This is a genomic window from Nocardioides sambongensis, assembly GCF_006494815.1.
GTDB lineage: Bacteria > Actinomycetota > Actinomycetes > Propionibacteriales > Nocardioidaceae > Nocardioides > Nocardioides sambongensis.
Genome location: NZ_CP041091.1, coordinates 3011883 through 3028272 on the forward strand (window position 1 = coordinate 3011883; position 16390 = coordinate 3028272).

A 16390-nucleotide genomic window follows, 5' to 3' on the forward strand; every position below is an offset into this window, starting at 1 on the left:
ACGGCGCTCAGCCGCCGATCGGGATCTCGGCCAGCGTCTGGTAGCGCGGCCGGCCGCCGGGGCCCTCGCCGAGGTGGGAGGCGACCACGGCCACCTCGTAGACCGGCCAGTCGGGGCCGGAGTAGGTCTCCAGCAGCCGCACCCAGTCGGTGGTGTCGGCCGGTCGACGCAGCCGCGCGACGGTGAGGTGGGCCCGGAACCGCTGCCCGTCGACGACCGTGCCGACCTGGACGGCCGCGTTGCGGGCGCGGCCCGCCATCCGCTCGACCACCACGTCGGCCGCCTCGCTGACCGGCTGCACTCCGACCGCCAGCACCTTCGTCGCGGCCGCGTCGGGGAAGACCACCGGACCGGCCAGGCGCAGGTCCGGGATCGGGGTGCGCTCCAGCCCGTCGGCCAGCCGGTCGATGTAGTCGTCGACCCGGTCCTCGGCCACGTCCGGCAGGAAGGCGAGCGTCACGTGGAACTGGTCGGCGAGCGTCCAGCGGAAGTCGGCGGCGTCCCGGCGCGGATCGAGAAACGCGTCGAGGTGCTCGACGGCGTCCTCGGGCGGGATCAGGGCGGCGAACAGGCGGGTACCCATGGCTCCATCATGACGGGAGCGCGACGCGCGCGCGGCCGGGGTGGGCCCGTCCCCACCCCGGCCGCCCGCGGATCAGCGCACTCGGTAACGGGCGCGGTCGCCGCTGCGGGCGACGGCGTCGGACCCGGCGTAGGCGACCCGGACGACCTTCCAGCCCTTGCCGTTCGCCCGGAACGAGGCACTGGCCCGGCCGTTGCGCAGGCGCACGATCCGCTTGGCCTTCCCGGACCGCACGGTCACCGTGCCGGTGGGCTGCACACCGTGGGCGCCGACTCGCACGGTGACCGTCACCCGCTGCCCGGCGCGGACGCTGCCCGGCCTCACGCTGGCCCGCACCGTGCTCGTGGCCTTCACCACCCGACCGGTCGGCTCCGAGGAGGCGGTCGCCGTGGTGCCGTCGTACTCCGCGGTGACCTCGGCGCTCAGCCGGGCGCGCACGTCGGCGGCCTTCGGGCGGTACGTCCAGGAGGTGGCCCCGGAGATCGGGGCGCCGTCGCGCAGCCACTGCACGGTGGTCGTCGCGCCCGCCGGGTCCCACTCGCCGTCGTCGGCGCGCAGGCGCCCGCCGACCACCGCGTCGCCCTTGACGGACGGCACCTCGACCGAGATCGGGGCGTCCGGGTCCGGGGTGTCCTCGGTCTGGGTGAAGCTCCACTCCCCCGACCCGATCCGGTACGACGTCACGCCGGCCTCGGTGCCCAGCTCCTCCGCCTCGGCGCCATCGGGCCCGCTCACCTCGTAGGCGACGCCCTCGGGTGCCTCGGGCAGCGCGACCACGGCGGAGACGTTCACCGGGATCGTGGTGCTCAGCGCGACCGCGTCGCCGTCACGGGTCCAGGACGAGCTGACCCGTCCGCGCTGGGTCAGCTGGGACCCCGACGCCTCGCCCAGGCCGGTGTCCGGCACCGAGATGCGCACCTCGGCCCCGCCGGGGTCGGTGACCTCGATGCCGAGGACCGACTCGTGGATCTCGACGATGCCCTCCGAACCCCACCCGTGGGACGCGCTGTTGGCCGAGCCGCTGAGCTCCCAGGCCTCGGGGTGAAGGTGCCGCCCTGGGCCAGCCACCCTGCCCAGCCGAAGTCGTCCTCGTTGGTCAGCAGGCGCAGCAGACCTTCCCGGTTCCCGGAGTCGGCGAGCGCCTCGAGCAGCACGTGGGCGGTCATCGGGCCCTGCTTCATGCCCATCGATGCCAGGTGCTCACCGAGCGCGGGCACGTCCGCGGCCGGGGCGATGCCGAACGCGATCGCATAGGAGGTCGAGTGCTGGCCCGCGTGGGTGGACTGGCTGCCGTCGGCCACGATGCCGTCGATGTAGACGCCGTCCTCGCGGCGCAGCTTTGCGTTCATCGCCGCCGCCAGTGCGTCGGCGTCCGCGGTGAACGCGTCGACCTCCGCGGCCGGCTTCCCGAGCTCCTCCGCGATCCGGCCCACGGTGCGCAGGACGTCCACGCCCAACGCGTTGACGGTGGTGCGGGCGGTGGCGTTCATGTCGTAGTCGAAGCGCCCGTGCGCCGGCCAGTCGACGATGCCGTACAGGTACTGCCCCGAGCCGCCGCTCAGTCGGGTGACCAGACCGGCGGTGGCTCCGTCAGTGGCGATATGGCGCCGCACGTAGCCGGCCGTGGCGACGAGCTCGTCGTAGGTCTCCTCCAGCAGGGCGCGGTCACCGGTGTCGAGGTAGTAGTTCCAGATCCAGCTCGGCACGACCTCGGTGAAGTCCGGGATGTCGCGCTTGCCGTCGCCGTTGGGGTAGACGGCGTTGTAGCGGCCCGCGTCGTTGCCGGTCTGCCAGTAGCGAGCCTGGCTGAGCATGAACTCACGGATCGCCTGTCGGCTGGCCACCCGCTCACCGGCGGAGGTCATCAGGCCGTGGGAGATGTTGACGGTGTCGTGCAGGAACTGGCCCTGCTCCCGGGTCGGGGTGTCCACGAAGGTCTCCTGGACCGAGTAGAGCAGCGAGCGCTGCATCAGGTCGTAGACCGAGTCCAGGGTGTCGTCGGAGCTGTCGAAGGTGGAGGCGCCGCCCTCCGGCACCTCGGTGTGCACGATCGTCGCGGTGACGTCGTCGGCGGTGATCTCCTCCCCGGCACCGGGGATCTCCAGGTACCGGAAACCCAGGTGGCCGAAGGCCTCGAAGTCCTGGGCGCCCTCGGTCTGGGTGTAGGGCCAGGTCATCCGGGTGCCCTGGGTGTCGGTGCCGGCGGTGGAGACCCGGCCGTCCGCGGCGAGCCCATAGCTGGCGCGCAGCTCGATCTCGCGGCCCTCCACACCGTCCTCGAAGTGGACCGCGGGGCGCGCCGGGATCACCACACCGAAGTCGGCGACCGGGGTGCCGTCGTCGGCGGTGAGGATCCGCTCGGGGTGCACGACCTCCTCGGTCAGCCGGGTCTGCTGGCCCTCGAGGTGGGTGAACGGGGCGACCGGGTGTGCGCCGAGCACGACGGCGTCGGACCAGCCGCTGTCGTCGTACCCGAGCGATGTCCAGTCGCCGATCCGGGCCGCCTGGTCGCCGCGCAGGTGCTCGATGTAGAGGCCCTCGCCGTTGCGGGTGCCCTCCAGCTCGTAGGGGCCGCGCCGGACCTTCCAGGTGTCGTCGGTGCTGACCACGAACTCGGAGCCGTCGGCGTACTCGACGACGATCCGGGCGAGCAGACCCGGCTCGCCGGCGGCGCGCCCCTGCCCGGAGCTGAACCAGTGCAGCATCGCCCCGACGGAGAGGTCCTCGCCGGCGGTGACCAGGTCGGTGATGTCCGCCGCCTGGTAGTAGCCCTCGCCCGGGTAGCCGTAGTTGGTCATCCGGTCGGCGCGCTCGCCGTCGAGGTAGAGCTCGGCGATGTGGCTGGCGGAGAGATAGCTCCGGGCCCGCACGATCTCGCCGTCGGGGACCGCGACCTCGGTGCGGGCCAGCGTGTACTCGTCGGCCTCCCGGGTCGGCGTGGGGGCGGCCCAGGCGGACAGGTCGCCGGAGAAGTCCTCGGTGAAGAGCGTCTCGCTGCCGTCCAGCGAGGTCACCTCGAGGTTGTCGAACTCGGCGACCTCGGCCCCGCGGGATCCGCTGGCCTGGCGGAACCCGATGGTCCCGGCGGTCGATCCGGTGGCTGCCGGGTCGGTCCAGGAGTCGACCTCGACCCCGTCGATGCTGGTGGTGAAGGTCTGGCCCTCGACCCGGATGCTCAGCCGGTACGTCGTCCCCGCGGTGACGTCGAGCGGCGTCGAACGGCGAGCGTCGGTCGGGAAGCTCCCGTTGACCATCCGGTGCGTCTTCAGCTGGTTGTCGGCGTCGTGCAGCTGCCACATGTAACCGCTGCGATCGTCGGGTGTGCGGAAGACCACCGCGGCGGCGTTGCTGACCACGGTGACGTCCACGGAGTAGACGTAGTCGGTCCAGTCCTCTCCCGTGGCCGCGATCGTGATCGGCTGACTGTTGCTGCCGGTGATCCGGCCCTTGCCGTCGACGATCTGCAGCGGCCCGGTGTTCTGGTCAGGGTTGCCGGGGGGACGCCGGATCCACTCCGCGCCCTCCCAGTCGCCGTCGCCCAGGCCGGTCTCGAACCTGGCGTCCGCCCACCCGGACTCCTGGTCGGTCCGGTCCCAGGTCCGCACCCGCCAGTCGTAGGCCTCGCCGGGCTCGAGCTCGGATCCGGCGTAGTCGACGTAGGACTGCTGGCCGGAGCCGACCTTGCCGCTGTCCCAGACCACGCCGCCCGACGCATCACGGACCTCCACCTCGTAGGCACTCTGGATCTCGTTGCCGTCGCTGTCCTGGGGCAGCCAGCCGAACCGCGGGGTGAGGTCGGTGTTGAGCGGGTGCGCGACGTCGTCGACGACGAGGCCGGTCGGCTGGTCCGGCGCGGCACCGGCGGGCGCCGCCTGGGCCCCGCCGGGGGCGAGTGCACCCAGGGTGCCGGCCGAGAGGGTGACGGCGAGGGCGGCCAGCCCGGCCCGCCGGGGCCGGGAGACGGGTCGATCTGATCGCATGGAAACTCCACTCCGAGTCATGAAACGTTTCATGACGGAGTGTGGCGGTGGTCACTCGTGGGGGCAACCGTTGCGGCGCAGGTTGGCCGGATCCGGCCAGGTCGTCCCCCGGGCCCCAACCCTCAGCTGCCGGCGACCGGCCTGCCACCGGCATCGACCGGCTCCGGGGTCCGCCGCAGACAGAAGCTCAGGCCACCGCAGGCGGCCAGCAGGACCAGGCCCAGCGCGGTCACCGCGGCCCAGCCGCCGCCCGACCACACCAGGGTGCCCACGTTGCCGAACACCGACGAGCCCACGTAGTACGCGCAGAGGTAGAACGCCGCCGCCTGACTCGCGCTGGCGCCCACGGCGTGCGCCCGGGCCGCCACCCATCCGCTCGCCAACGAGTGCGTCACGAAGAATCCGGCGGTGAGCAGGGCCATGCCGAGCACCACCAGAGCGAGGGACCCTGCTGCGGTCAGCACGACTCCGGACGCGGCCAGCAGCCACCCTGCCGGGAGCACCGCCCGTGCGCCGAACCGGTCCGCCCAGCGTCCCGCTGCGGCCGAGCTCACGGTGCCGCCGGCGTAGACCACGTAGAGCAGGCTCGCCGCACCGAGACCGAACCCGTAGGGCGCCGCGGTGAGCCGGAAGCCGATCGCGTTCCAGACCGCCACCAGCATCCCGACCGCACAGGCACCCAGCAGGTAGAGCGCCCACAGACCCCGGTCGGTCATCGCTGCCGAGGACATCGCGACCAGCCGACGGCGGTCCAGCCGCTGCGGCCGGAAGCGGCGCGAGGGTGGCAGCGCCAGCTGTACGACGACCGCGCAGGCCAGCGCGAGGGCCGCTGCAGCGGCCAGGCCGGCCCGCCACCCGAGCGCCTCGGCCACCGGGGCCGTGATCAGCCGGCTCGCCATCCCGCCCACGGCGGTGCCGCCGATGTAGAGACCCGCGGCGCGAGCCCGCACCGAGCCGTGCATCTCCTCACGCAGGTAGGCCGTGGCCACCGCCGGCATCCCGGCGATCACCACTCCTTGCAGGAACCGCGCCCCGAGCAGCAGGTGCCAGGTCGGGGCGAGCGCGGTCAGCACCGCGACGACCCCGCCGGCCCAGACCGCCGTCCGGATCATCACGGTGCGGCCGAGCACCTCCGAGGCCGGGCCGGCGACGAGCAGCGCGAGTGCGAGTCCCGCGGTCGCCAGCGACAGGGTGAGGGTCGCTTCCGACGGGGTGACGCCGTACTGACGGTGCAGGGCCGGCAACAGAGCCTGGGTGTCGTAGAGGAGGACGAAGGTCGCCACGCCGGCGGCGAACGTCGCGGCGAGGACCCGCCGATAGGCGTGGCTGCCCGGTAGGTGACCGGTCGGAAGTGGCTCCTCGGCTCGGGTCGACGCGGGTGCGGAAGCGATGCTCACCGAACCAGGATCGGCGCTGAACCTGCATACCACCAATGCAGCTCTGCTCACCTCACATACGTTTTCGGTATGCTACTGGGATGCGCATCCGCGATCTCGAGTGGCTGGTGGTCCTGGCCGAACACCTGCAGGTGACCGACGCCGCGTCCGCCTTGCGGGTGCCGCAGCCGACCCTGTCTCGGGTCCTTGCGCGGGTGGAGGGGGAACTCGGCACGACGCTGTTCACCCGGGTGCCGAACGGCCTCCGGATCACCCCCGACGGCGAGCTCGTCGTGGCCACCGCCCGGGAGGTCGCCGGTCGATACCAGCAGTTGCTCGTCGACCTCGACGCTCGACTCGATCCCGAGCGCGGCGTGGTGCGCCTGGCCTTCCTCGACTCGATGGCGACCTCGCTGGTCCCGCGGGTCCTGGGTCGGTTCCACGAGGTCGCCCCTGCGATCCGCGTCGTCCTCACCCAGGAGCCGGCCCACCACATCCAGCGTGATCTGGAGGAGGGCGGCGTCGAGGTCGCGATCACCTCCGTGCGCCCGAGCGGACCCTACGCCTGGGCTCCGATCCAGGAGGAGCGACTGCAGGCGATCGTCCCGGCCTCACACCCGCTACGCGGACGACGCCGCATCTCGCTGCGTGACCTGGCCGGCGACGAGCTGGTCACCACGCCGAACGGCTTCGGCTACCGCAGCCACGTCAACCGGATGCTCGCCGAGGCCGGCGTCAGTCTCCCGGTGTCCTTCGAGAGCGCCGACCTGGCCACCATCGAGGGTCTGGTGGCCGCAGGGCTCGGCGTGGGGATCGTGCCCGCTCAGCTCGCCGGCGCCTCCGGCACGGTCGGGCTGGACATCAGCAGCCCGCTGGCGCGCCGGACGATCGGCCTGACCTGGCGCACGGACCGCATGCTGCCGGCACCTGCTCGACGTTTCGTCGACACCGTGGTCGATCTCAGATGACGCCGCGACGTACGGCGTGGACGACCACCTCGATCGAGGAGTCGAGCCCGAGCTCGTCGGCGCACTGGCGCAGCCGGCGCCGCACGGTGCGCTCCGAGAGCCCCACCCGCGCGGCGATCACGTCGGTGGTGAAGCCCTCGGCGAGCAGCCGGAGGATGGCGAGGTCCTCATCCGCGGGCTCCCAGCCGTCGTCGGCGAGATCCGCGCGACCGGGCACCGTCATCGTCATCAGCCGCCCTCGGCTTCGACGAGGACCATCACCAGCGTCCGCGGCCCGTGCACGCCCTCGACCCGGCTCAGCTCGATGTCGCTGGTCGCGCTGGGTCCGCTGATCCAGGTCAGCGGGCGCTGCGGGTCCAGCAGCGCGACCGCGTCCGGCACGTCGGGGACCACCTGGTCGGCGCGGACCACGCAGACGTGCCGGTCGGGCACCAGCGAGAGGGCGCGCCGGCCCTGGTCGGGCTCGTGGTCGAGCACGATGGTGCCGGTCTCGGCGATGCCGACCCGGCACGCGGTGACCACCGCATCCACCCGGTCCAGCTGGTCGGCGGTGAGCCCGTCGTCGGCGACCAGCTGCTCGGGCGCGAGGCCGGCCACCAGCTCGGCCGCCAGCCCGTCCGGTACCACGACGCGCGCTCGGTCCGGGACCGCCGCCGCCACCGCGGCGGCGACCTCGCCGGGTGCGCACCGCACCACCTGGGCGCGGTAGTCGGCGACCCGCTCCGCGAACCGGTCCAGGACGACCTCCCGCGGGTCCTCGCCCCCGGCTCCGGCCGGGGAGACGACCGGCTCCGGCGCCGGGGTCGCGTCCGCGAGGGCGGCTCGGACCCGGTCCAGGATCTCCTCCCGCGCGTTCATCGGGCGCTCCCCTCGTCGCGGCCGCCGTCGGTGCGGTTCCACCACTCGCGGAAGGACTCCGCCGGGGGCACCGGGAGGTCTCGGGCGTCGGTCCATGCCGCCCCCGGGCCGGGGAGCCGGCCGAGCACCTTTCCCTTGCGGCCGGCGCGTCCTCCGAGCACCTTGCCAGCCATCCCGGAGACACGCTCCCCCGCGGCCAGGCGCTTGGCGTCGCCGAAGGCCCAGCCGGCCGCCTTGAACGCGACCGCCTCCGGCTTCGGGATCCGGTCGCCACGGTGGCTGTCCACGACCTTCGAGCGCAGGTGCACCAGCACCTCGGGGATGTCGATGCGCACCGGGCATGCCTCGAAGCAGGCGCCGCACAGCGACGAGGCGTAGGGAAGGGAGTCGACCTGGTCGTCCACCCCGGTGCCCTTGAGCAGCGGGTTGAGGATGGCACCGATCGGGCCGGGATAGACCGATCCGTAGGCGTGGCCGCCGGTGCGCTCGTAGACCGGGCAGACGTTGAGGCAGGCCGAGCAGCGGATGCAGCGCAGCGCCTGGCGGCCCACCTCGTCGGCCAACGCCCGGGTGCGGCCGTTGTCCAGCAGCACCACGTGCACCTCCTGCGGCCCGTCACCGGGGGTCACCCCGGTCCAGGTCGAGGTGTAGGGGTTCATCCGCTCGCCGGTCGACGAGCGCGGCAGCAGCCGCAGCAGCGGGTCCAGCTCGTCCCAGGTGGAGACCACCTTCTCGATGCCGACCACCGAGACCAGCACCTCGGGCAGGGTCAGGCACATCCGGCCGTTGCCCTCGGACTCGACGACCACCAGGGTGCCGGAGTCGGCGATGGCGAAGTTGGCCCCGGAGACGGCGACCTTGGCGCGCAGGAACTTCTCCCGGAGGTGCTCGCGCGCGGCGCCGGCCAGCACCGCCGGCTCGTCGGTGAGGCTCTCGGGAGCGGGACGACCGACCTTCCCCATCTCCCGGAGGAAGATCTCGCGGACCTCGGCCCGGTTGCGGTGGATCGCGGGCACCAGGATGTGGCTGGGCAGGTCGCCGCCGAGCTGGACGATCAGCTCGGCGAGGTCGGTCTCCCAGGCGGCGATGCCCTCCGCCTCGAGGGCCTCGTTGAGGCCGATCTCCTGGGTCACCATCGACTTGACCTTCACCACCTCGTCGACGGCGTGCGCCTTGGCCACGCCGGCCACGATCGCGTTGGCCTCGGCCGCGTCGCGGGCCCAGTGCACGGTCGCACCACGCGCGATCAGCGCGCCCTCCAGCTGCACCAGCCGCTCGTCGAGGCCGAGCAGCGCCCGCTCCTTGACGGCGGCGCCGGCGAGCCGGACGTCCTCCCAGTTGTCGACCTCGTCGACCACCGCGGCGCGCTTGCCCCGGATGGTCCCGGTGGCGTGCGCCAGGTTGTGCCGCAGCTGGGTGTCGCCGAGCGCCTCGCGGGCCGCGCCGGGGAAGGCCGGCATCCCGACGAACGTGCCGCTCATGCCGGCACCCCCTCGCGGGCGCCCTCGGTGCTGGCGAGGATCTCGGCCAGGTGCATCACCCGCACCCCGGAGCGTTCCCGCGACAGCATGCCGCCGATGTGCATCAGGCACGAGTTGTCGCCGGCGACCAGCACCTCGGCGCCGGTCTCCCGCACGTGGCGGGCCTTGTCCGAGCCCATCGCCACCGAGGTGTCGGAGTTCTTCAGGGCGAAGGTGCCGCCGAACCCGCAGCACTGGTCCGCGCCCGGGAGCTCGACCAGGCGCAGGCCACGCACGGCCTCCAGCAGCCGTCGCGGACGGTCGCCCACGCCCAGCATCCGCAGCGAGTGGCAGGTCGGGTGGTAGGTCACCGTGTGCGGGAAGTAGGCGCCGACGTCGGTCACCCCCAGCACGTCCACCAGGAACTCGGTGAGCTCGTACGTCGGGGGCGCCGCGGCCACCGCCGCGGGCAGCCCGGGGTCCTTCCCGTTCTCCGCCCCGCGCGCGGCGACCAGCGCGTGCTGGTGCCGCGCGGAGCCGGCGCAGGAGCCGGACGGGGTCACCACCGCGTCGTACCCGGCGAAGGCGTCGACGTAGGTCCGTACCGCGGGCACCGCCTCGTCGAGGTAGCCGGTGTTCACCATCGGCTGCCCGCAGCAGGTCTGTGCCTGCGGGAAGTCGACCTCGACGCCCAGCCGCCGCAGCAGGCGGACCACGGCCGCGCCCGTCCCCGGGAACATCGCGTCGTTCACGCACGTGACCATCAGTGCGACCCGCATGTCGGCTCCTGTGTCTGCTTCGGTTCGTTGTCCATCATCATCACCCGGAACGGGGCGCCGGCGTTTCCGGTCCCTCAGCGCTCGATCGGATGGTGGACCCGGCTCACGCCAGGACGACCTTCTCGACGTAGGGCACCAGGCGGACCGGGCCGACGAGGCCGTAGCTCTGCCGCTGCGCCACGCCGTAGACCTCGGGTGTCACCACCCGCAGCCGGTTGAGCAACGTCGAGGCCACCTCGACCTCGATCGTGTTCGTGCCCCTGCGCAGCCGGTGGCCGAGGTCGATGGTCGGGTTCATCGGGTCCAGAGCCGGCAGGAGCTCGCCGTTGACGCGCACCCGGAAGGTGTCGTTGACCTCTCCCAACTCGAGGAACGCCCCGTCCTCGTGCCGCTTCCAGTCCTTGTCGAGCTCGACGGTGGTCCGGTAGCGCCCGATGCCGGAGACGTCCTCCAGGCCCTCGACCTGACTCCACGACCCCAGTGCGTCCAGGGTGGTCTCGTGGGTCTCCTTGGTGGTGCGCAGGTCTGTCGGGTCGGCCTCGTTCGCCGGCTTCCAGTCCTCGACCTCCAGGGTCCACGCGGTCGGCGTGATCGGCGCGACGACGCGGTCGACCTCCACCTCCACCGTGCGACCACCAGTGCGGGTCACCGGGATGGAACCGGCCGTGGTCGTGCGCAGCGTGGTGACCAGGCCGCGCTGGAAGACCTCCTGGCCGGCCGTCGCGATCGGGACGATCGGCTTGTCCGGTGTGAAGCCCTTCGGGGCCAGCGCGATGATGGTGGATGCGCCGGGCACCAGGTCGATGCGGACGCGGATCCGGTCGCCGTTGCGCTCGTACGCCGCCACCCGCGTCGTCTGACCGGTCCAGGCGTCCAGCAGGAACGGCACCGCCTTCTTGTCGGTGGCGGTCAGCCAGATGTCCTGGGTGGCGCGCACGATGTTGCGGTTCGCCTCGGCGTGGCGGACGTTGGCGATGTAGTAGTAGTCGACCTTGCCGTCGACGCGACGCACGTGCTGGACGGTGGAGTCGGTGTGCTCGACGTCGCTGACGATCCCGAGGTCGGCCAGGGCGGTCGGGATCTCCGCCTCCACCACCGTCCGGGTCTTCGGCAACGCAGCGATCTGGCGCATCAGGCTGCGCACCTGAGCGAGCTCGGCCTCGTCGTAGCGGCCGACCGGCGTCACCGCCGTCCAGTCGCCGATGAGGATGATCGGCAGGCCCGCCTTGCCGACCGCGAGGATCCGCCGCGCCCCCTCGAGGTCCATCGTCACGTTGTTGCTGCGCAGCGAGTCGGGACCGACCAGCAGGACCTTGTACGCCGGCCCGTCGGGGGCGAGACGTCCGTCCCGCACCTTCTTCGCCGCCGGGAGTCCGAGCAGCGACGCACTGAGGAACGAGTGCGACCAGCCGTTCTTCGTGCCGTTGTTGGTGATCCACTGCGGACCGATGCCGGTGGACGCCCAACCCTTGTGGCGCCAGAAGGCCATGTCGTACCGCGCTGCCCCCGTCTGGAGCACCATCTGGGTCCTCGCGATGTAGTCGGCGATCCCCCTGATGTGCTTCCACTGCGGCGTGCGTGGCCCCCACGCCTCGCCGTACCCGATCGCGCCGTTGTAGTACGGCGAGAACGCGGCGAACCCCGGCCACGTCACCTCGGGCGCCGTGGCGTAGGGGAAGCCGTGGATCATCAGTTGGTTGACGCCCGCGACGAAGATGCTGTTGATGGTGAACAGCGCCTGGTTCTGCGTCCGGGTGCTCGGCGCGGCTCCCCAGCCGGTGTTGTAGGCGGCGCCGTTGTAGCAGATCGCCTCGCAGGAGAGCAGGGTGTGCCCGGCGATGTCGCGGCCCGAGGCCATGATCCGGTAGTCGTCGAGGTTCTTGAAGCCGAGCGACTCGGTCTCCGGCACGTCGATCACCGTCGAGTGCAGCATGGTGTCGGTCTCGAGCCCGTAGGGCTGGATCCGGATCCCCATGCCCAGCTTCTTGGCGAAGTCCTGGAGCGGGATCAGGTGCGCGGTGAGGTACAGGTCGGAGAGGACCTGGTTGTAGTCGTCGCGGATCTCGTAGGTGCGCAGCGACTCCGGCTTGTCCGGGTCGTCGGCCGAGGCGATCGTGTAGAGGTACTTCTCGTTCTCCTCCACCACGATGGGCAGCCACGGGCGCAGGTCGTAGCCGCGCGAGTCCTCGAAGGTCTCGAGGAACCCGGGCGTCCAGATCGTCGCGTCGGTCTCGATCTCGAGGGAGTCCTCGAAGAGCTGCCCGCCCGCCTTCTTCAGCAGCTGTCGCATCTCCCGGTCGAGGATGCGCTCCTCCCACAGCTCGATCACCTTCTGCACGCCCTGCTTGCTGAAGTGATCGACGACGTAGGAGCGGGGCTCGGTGTGCGGCCCTGCCTCCGGCTCCTGACCGGAGCCGCGCTGCCACCACGCGAACAGCACCCAGGTGCCGTCGGCGGGCTCCGCCGGGGCGGTCCAGGTGATGCGACCGTCGACGACGGACGAGGTGAGGTCGCGGTAGGACTCGGGGTCGAGGGTCGTCGAACGCAGGTTGCCCCGGCTGTCGATCTCCTGACCGGCGACCCGGTGGGCCTGGACGCCGACGAGGGTCTTCTTCGTCACCGAGTCCGCAGCCTCGACGACCGGCTCGGGCAGCTCGGCGTCGTACGTCGCCCCCGCGGCGACCTCGACCACGCCGTGCACCAGCTCGGTGCAGGCCGCCTCGTCGTCGGGGGTGATCGTCGAGACCGCCGCCGGCCACGACGGGCCGACCGTGATGTCGATGCGGACGTCGCGCTTCGCACCCTGACGCAGCGCCGCCTTCACTCCGGCGACCCACGGCGCCGTACCCCACCCGTGGGTGCTGACGTCGATGTCGATGTCGCGGGCGCGGAGGCTGTGGGTGACGTCGGCGACCTCGAGCGACCCGAATCCGGCGTCGGCGACCTGGTCGACCTCACGGGAGATCTCAGCCGGATCCACCAGCCCGTGCGGCCACCACCAGCGGAAGCCGGCAGCGGTGGCGCTGGTCGGCCTGCGGAAAGCTCGCTCGAAGGAGTTCGGGAGGCCGTCCAGGACGCCAGCGCCGGCCGGCGCCGGAGCCACCGCACCGGTGCTGACCGAGGCGACGGCGGCAGCGCCGACCGCGGCAGCGGCCGCGCCGAACAGCGTGCGACGATCGAGACGGGCCTTGGACTGGGGGTCGTTCATCGATGCTGCCTTCCGAGATGGGCGCCCGACGGTGGGCGGGGATCGGGTCGTGCGACTGATCAGCGGGAGTCGCCGGTGACGGCGCAGGGACGAGGGCTCAGGCCAGGCGGGCCTCCACGGCATCCCAGTCCAGCCCTGGCTGCGGCCGGTACTCCCGCACCTCGTAGGAGGAGCGGATCGACGCGCGCATCGCGGGCAGGTCGGGCAGGTCGGCGCCGAGCGTGCGGGCCTGGACGAGCACGTTGCCCAGCGCGGCCGCCTCGGTCGGGCCCGCGATCACCGGGAGCCCGCAGGCGTCCGCGGTGAGCTGGCACAGCAGGGCGTTCTGCGAGCCGCCGCCGACGATGTGGACGACCTCGGGCGAGACCCCGGAGAGCTCGGCGGCGGTGCGCAGATGACGCCGGTAGGCGACGGCGAGGCTGTCCAGGATGCACCGGGTGATCGCGACCGGGGAGGCCGGCTCGGGTCCGCCCCTCTCGATCGCCAGCGCGACCACCCGCTCGGGCATCGGGTCGCTCGCCGTGCCCGGCGCGAGCAGCCGGGGGTCGTTGATGTCGATCACCGAGCGGTGCGGCTCGAAGTCGGCGGCGGCCGCCAGCAGATCGGTCAGACCCAGGTCGAGGCGACGCTCGGTCCACGCCCGCAACGACTCCGAGAGGACCCACAGGCCCATCACGTTCTTGAGGAACCGGATCGTCCCGTCGACGCCACCCTCGTTGGTGAAGTCGGCCTCGCGGGCCGCCTCGGTGACCACCGGCTTGTCCAGCTCGAGGCCGACCAACGACCAGGTGCCCGAGGAGATGTAGGCGAACCGGTCGGTCGTGGCCGGCACGCCGACCACCGCCGAGGCGGTGTCGTGGGATCCGACCGCGATCACCGGCACCTCGCGGGCCGGGTCGACGCCGACCTCGCGGGCGACGTCCGGCGTCAGCGGCCCGAGCAGCGACCCGGGGTCGCGCAGCGGCGGCAGGATCGACCAGGGCAGCTCCAGCGCGCGGCACAGCTCACGGGCCCACTCGCCGGTGTGCACGTCGTACAGGCCGGTGGTGGAGGCGTTGGTGCGCTCGGCGCCCATCGCCCCGGTCAGCCAGTAGCCGAGCAGGTCCGGCAGGAGCAGCAGCGACTCCGCCGACTCCAGGGCGGCGGTGCCGCGAGCGGCCACCAGCTGGTAGATCGTGTTGAACGGCAGCTGCTGCAGCCCGGTGGTGGCGTAGAGCCGGTGCGCGCCGAGCTGCTCGGCGACCCGCTCCGCGACCCCCTCGGTGCGGGGGTCGCGGTGGCTGAACGGGTTGCCGAGCAGGCGACCGTCACGGTCCAGCAGGCCGTAGTCGACGGCCCAGGAGTCGATCCCGATCGCGTCCAGCGGTCCGGTCCCGGCGACCTGACGGATCCCGGCCAGCATCTCCCGGTGGATGCCGAGCACGTCCCAGAAGAACGAGTCCCCGGCCCGCACCGCGCCGTTGCCGAACCGGTGCAGCTCGTTGAGCTCGATCCCGCTGGGACCGACCCTGCCGGACATCACCCGGCCGCTGGTCGCCCCGAGGTCGACCGCGGCGACCCGCACCGTTCCCGCCATCAGCACAGCCTCATCGCAGGAACGCGGCGGCGACCCCGGCGTCGACCGGGATGTGCAGGCCGGTGGTGTGGCTCAGCTCGGCGGAGCAGAGCACGAAGACGGCGTTGGCGATGTTGGCCGGCAGCACCTCGCGCTTGAGGATCGTGCGCTGGGCGTAGAACTTGCCCAGGTCCTTCTCCTCCACGCCGTAGACCGCGGCCCGGTTGGCCCCCCAGCCCGAGGAGAAGATCCCCGAGCCCTGGACCACGCCGTCCGGGTTGACCCCGTTGACCTTGATGCCGTGCTCGCCGAGCTCGGCGGCGAGCAGCCGCACCTGGTGGGCCTGGTCGGCCTTGGCCGCGCCGTAGGCGACGTTGTTGGGCCCGGCGAAGATCGAGTTCTTCGAGGAGATGTAGACGATGTCGCCGCCCATCTTCTGCGCGATCATCGCCTTGGCGGCGGCCTGGGCGACCAGGAACGAGCCCTTGGCCATCACGTCGTGCTGCAGGTCCCAGTCCTTCTCGGTGGTCTCCAGCAGCGAGCGCGACAGGGACAGGCCGGCGTTGTTGACGACCAGGTCGATCCCGCCGAAGGCGAGGACGGCGGCGTCGACGGCGGCCTGCACCGCGGCGGCCGAGGAGACGTCGACCTGGACACCGACGGCCACGTCGGAGCCACCGATCTCGGCGGCTGCCTCCTGCGCCTTCTCCAGGTTCAGGTCGGCGATGACCACGCAGGCGCCCTCGGCGGCCAGCTTCTCCGCAGTGGCCTTGCCGATGCCCGAGGCGGCACCGGTGACCAGCGCGACCCGGGTGGCCAGCGGCTTCGGCTTCGGCATCCGCTGCAGCTTGGCCTCCTCCAACGCCCAGTACTCGATCCGGAACTTCTCCGACTCGTCGATCGGGGCGTAGGTGGACAGGCCCTCGGCCCCGCGCATCACGTTGATCGCGTTGATGTAGAACTCACCGGCCACGCGGGCGGTCTGCTTGTCCTTGCCGAAGGAGAACATGCCGACGCCGGGCACCAGCACGATCAGCGGGTCCTTGCCGCGGATCGCCGGGGAGGCGTCGTCGGCGTGCCGGTCGTAGTAGGCCTGGTAGTCCTCGCGGTAGGAGACCGCGAGCTCCTCGAGCCGGGCGATCGACTCCTCCACGCTCGCCGAGGCGGGCAGGTCCAGGACCAGCGGCTTCACCTTGGTACGCAGGAAGTGGTCCGGGCAGGACGTGCCCAGACCGGCCAGCCGCGGGTGCTCGGCGGCGGCCAGGAAGTCCAGCACCACGTCGGCGTCGGTGAAGTGCCCCACCATCGGCCGGTCCGCGGACGCGATGCCGCGGATGGTGGGGGCCAGCGCCGCCGCCTTGGTACGACGCTCGTCGGCCGGCAGCGCGCCGTACCCGTCCAGGGCGGGGCCGAACGGCTCCGCCGTGGAGTTCGCGGCGATGTACTCCGCGGCGGTGTCGATGATCCACAGCGAGTTCTTCTCGCACTCCTCGCTGGTGGCGCCCCACGCGGTGATGCCGTGGCCGCCGAGGATGCAGCCGACCGCCTGCGGGTTGGCCTCCTTGATCGCGGAGATGTCCAGACCGAGCTGGAAACCGGGGCGGCGCCAGGGCACCCACACGA

The 16390-nt window shown here is 72.3% G+C and carries 12 protein-coding genes; 1 reads left to right on the forward strand and 11 read right to left on the reverse strand.

The window, feature by feature from the left end; all coding sequences use genetic code 11:
• Positions 1-7: 7 nt before the first annotated feature.
• The 4 genes from thpR to FIV43_RS14220 all read right to left on the reverse strand — a co-directional run bounded on the left by thpR (position 8) and on the right by FIV43_RS14220 (position 5960).
• The gene (thpR, locus tag FIV43_RS14205; RefSeq protein ID WP_141014657.1) at positions 8-583 is read right to left on the reverse strand and encodes an RNA 2',3'-cyclic phosphodiesterase; all 576 of its coding nucleotides are present in this window, start codon (positions 581-583) and stop codon (positions 8-10) included.
• Between the two features lie 72 nt (positions 584-655).
• On the reverse strand, positions 656-1489 hold the full coding sequence (locus tag FIV43_RS14210; protein ID WP_231123399.1) for an alpha-L-rhamnosidase C-terminal domain-containing protein: 834 nt from the start codon (positions 1487-1489) through the stop codon (positions 656-658).
• Complete coding sequence (locus FIV43_RS14215; protein ID WP_181407501.1) at positions 1447-4563, reverse strand: family 78 glycoside hydrolase catalytic domain; 3117 nt, start codon at positions 4561-4563, stop codon at positions 1447-1449. The genes FIV43_RS14210 and FIV43_RS14215 overlap by 43 nt, the downstream gene beginning before the upstream one ends.
• Positions 4564-4685: 122 nt before the next feature.
• Positions 4686-5960 (reverse strand): MFS transporter, encoded by a 1275-nt coding sequence (locus FIV43_RS14220; protein WP_196780814.1) that lies wholly within the window; start codon positions 5958-5960, stop codon positions 4686-4688.
• An 80-nt stretch (positions 5961-6040) separates the two neighbouring features.
• On the opposite strand from FIV43_RS14220, the gene FIV43_RS14225 reads away from it, so the two are divergent.
• The gene (locus FIV43_RS14225) at positions 6041-6907 is read left to right on the forward strand and encodes a LysR family transcriptional regulator (RefSeq protein ID WP_141014660.1); all 867 of its coding nucleotides are present in this window, start codon (positions 6041-6043) and stop codon (positions 6905-6907) included.
• On the opposite strand, the gene FIV43_RS14230 is transcribed toward FIV43_RS14225, so the two are convergent.
• The 7 genes from FIV43_RS14230 to rhaD all read right to left on the reverse strand — a co-directional run bounded on the left by FIV43_RS14230 (position 6900) and on the right by rhaD (position 16382).
• Positions 6900-7136 carry a helix-turn-helix domain-containing protein gene (locus FIV43_RS14230; RefSeq protein WP_141014661.1) on the reverse strand — a complete coding sequence of 79 codons (237 nt, stop codon included), beginning with the start codon at positions 7134-7136 and terminating at the stop codon, positions 6900-6902. The genes FIV43_RS14225 and FIV43_RS14230 overlap by 8 nt on opposite strands.
• Positions 7136-7765, reverse strand: coding sequence for a LutC/YkgG family protein (locus FIV43_RS14235; RefSeq protein WP_141014662.1), 630 nt, complete (start codon positions 7763-7765; stop codon positions 7136-7138). Before FIV43_RS14235 ends, FIV43_RS14230 begins: the two co-directional genes overlap by 1 nt.
• A complete protein-coding gene (locus FIV43_RS14240) occupies positions 7762-9246 on the reverse strand; it encodes a lactate utilization protein B (protein ID WP_141014663.1) in 1485 nt (494 codons plus the stop codon). Before FIV43_RS14240 ends, FIV43_RS14235 begins: the two co-directional genes overlap by 4 nt.
• Complete coding sequence (locus tag FIV43_RS14245; RefSeq protein ID WP_141014664.1) at positions 9243-10004, reverse strand: (Fe-S)-binding protein; 762 nt, start codon at positions 10002-10004, stop codon at positions 9243-9245. Before FIV43_RS14245 ends, FIV43_RS14240 begins: the two co-directional genes overlap by 4 nt.
• Before the next feature lie 103 nt (positions 10005-10107).
• The gene (locus tag FIV43_RS14250; RefSeq protein ID WP_141014665.1) at positions 10108-13212 is read right to left on the reverse strand and encodes a glycosyl hydrolase; all 3105 of its coding nucleotides are present in this window, start codon (positions 13210-13212) and stop codon (positions 10108-10110) included.
• A 97-nt stretch (positions 13213-13309) separates the two neighbouring features.
• The gene (locus FIV43_RS14255) at positions 13310-14788 is read right to left on the reverse strand and encodes a rhamnulokinase (RefSeq protein WP_141014666.1); all 1479 of its coding nucleotides are present in this window, start codon (positions 14786-14788) and stop codon (positions 13310-13312) included.
• 10 nt (positions 14789-14798) lie between these two features.
• The gene (gene rhaD / locus FIV43_RS14260; protein WP_331251027.1) at positions 14799-16382 is read right to left on the reverse strand and encodes a bifunctional rhamnulose-1-phosphate aldolase/short-chain dehydrogenase; all 1584 of its coding nucleotides are present in this window, start codon (positions 16380-16382) and stop codon (positions 14799-14801) included.
• Positions 16383-16390 lie beyond the last annotated feature (8 nt).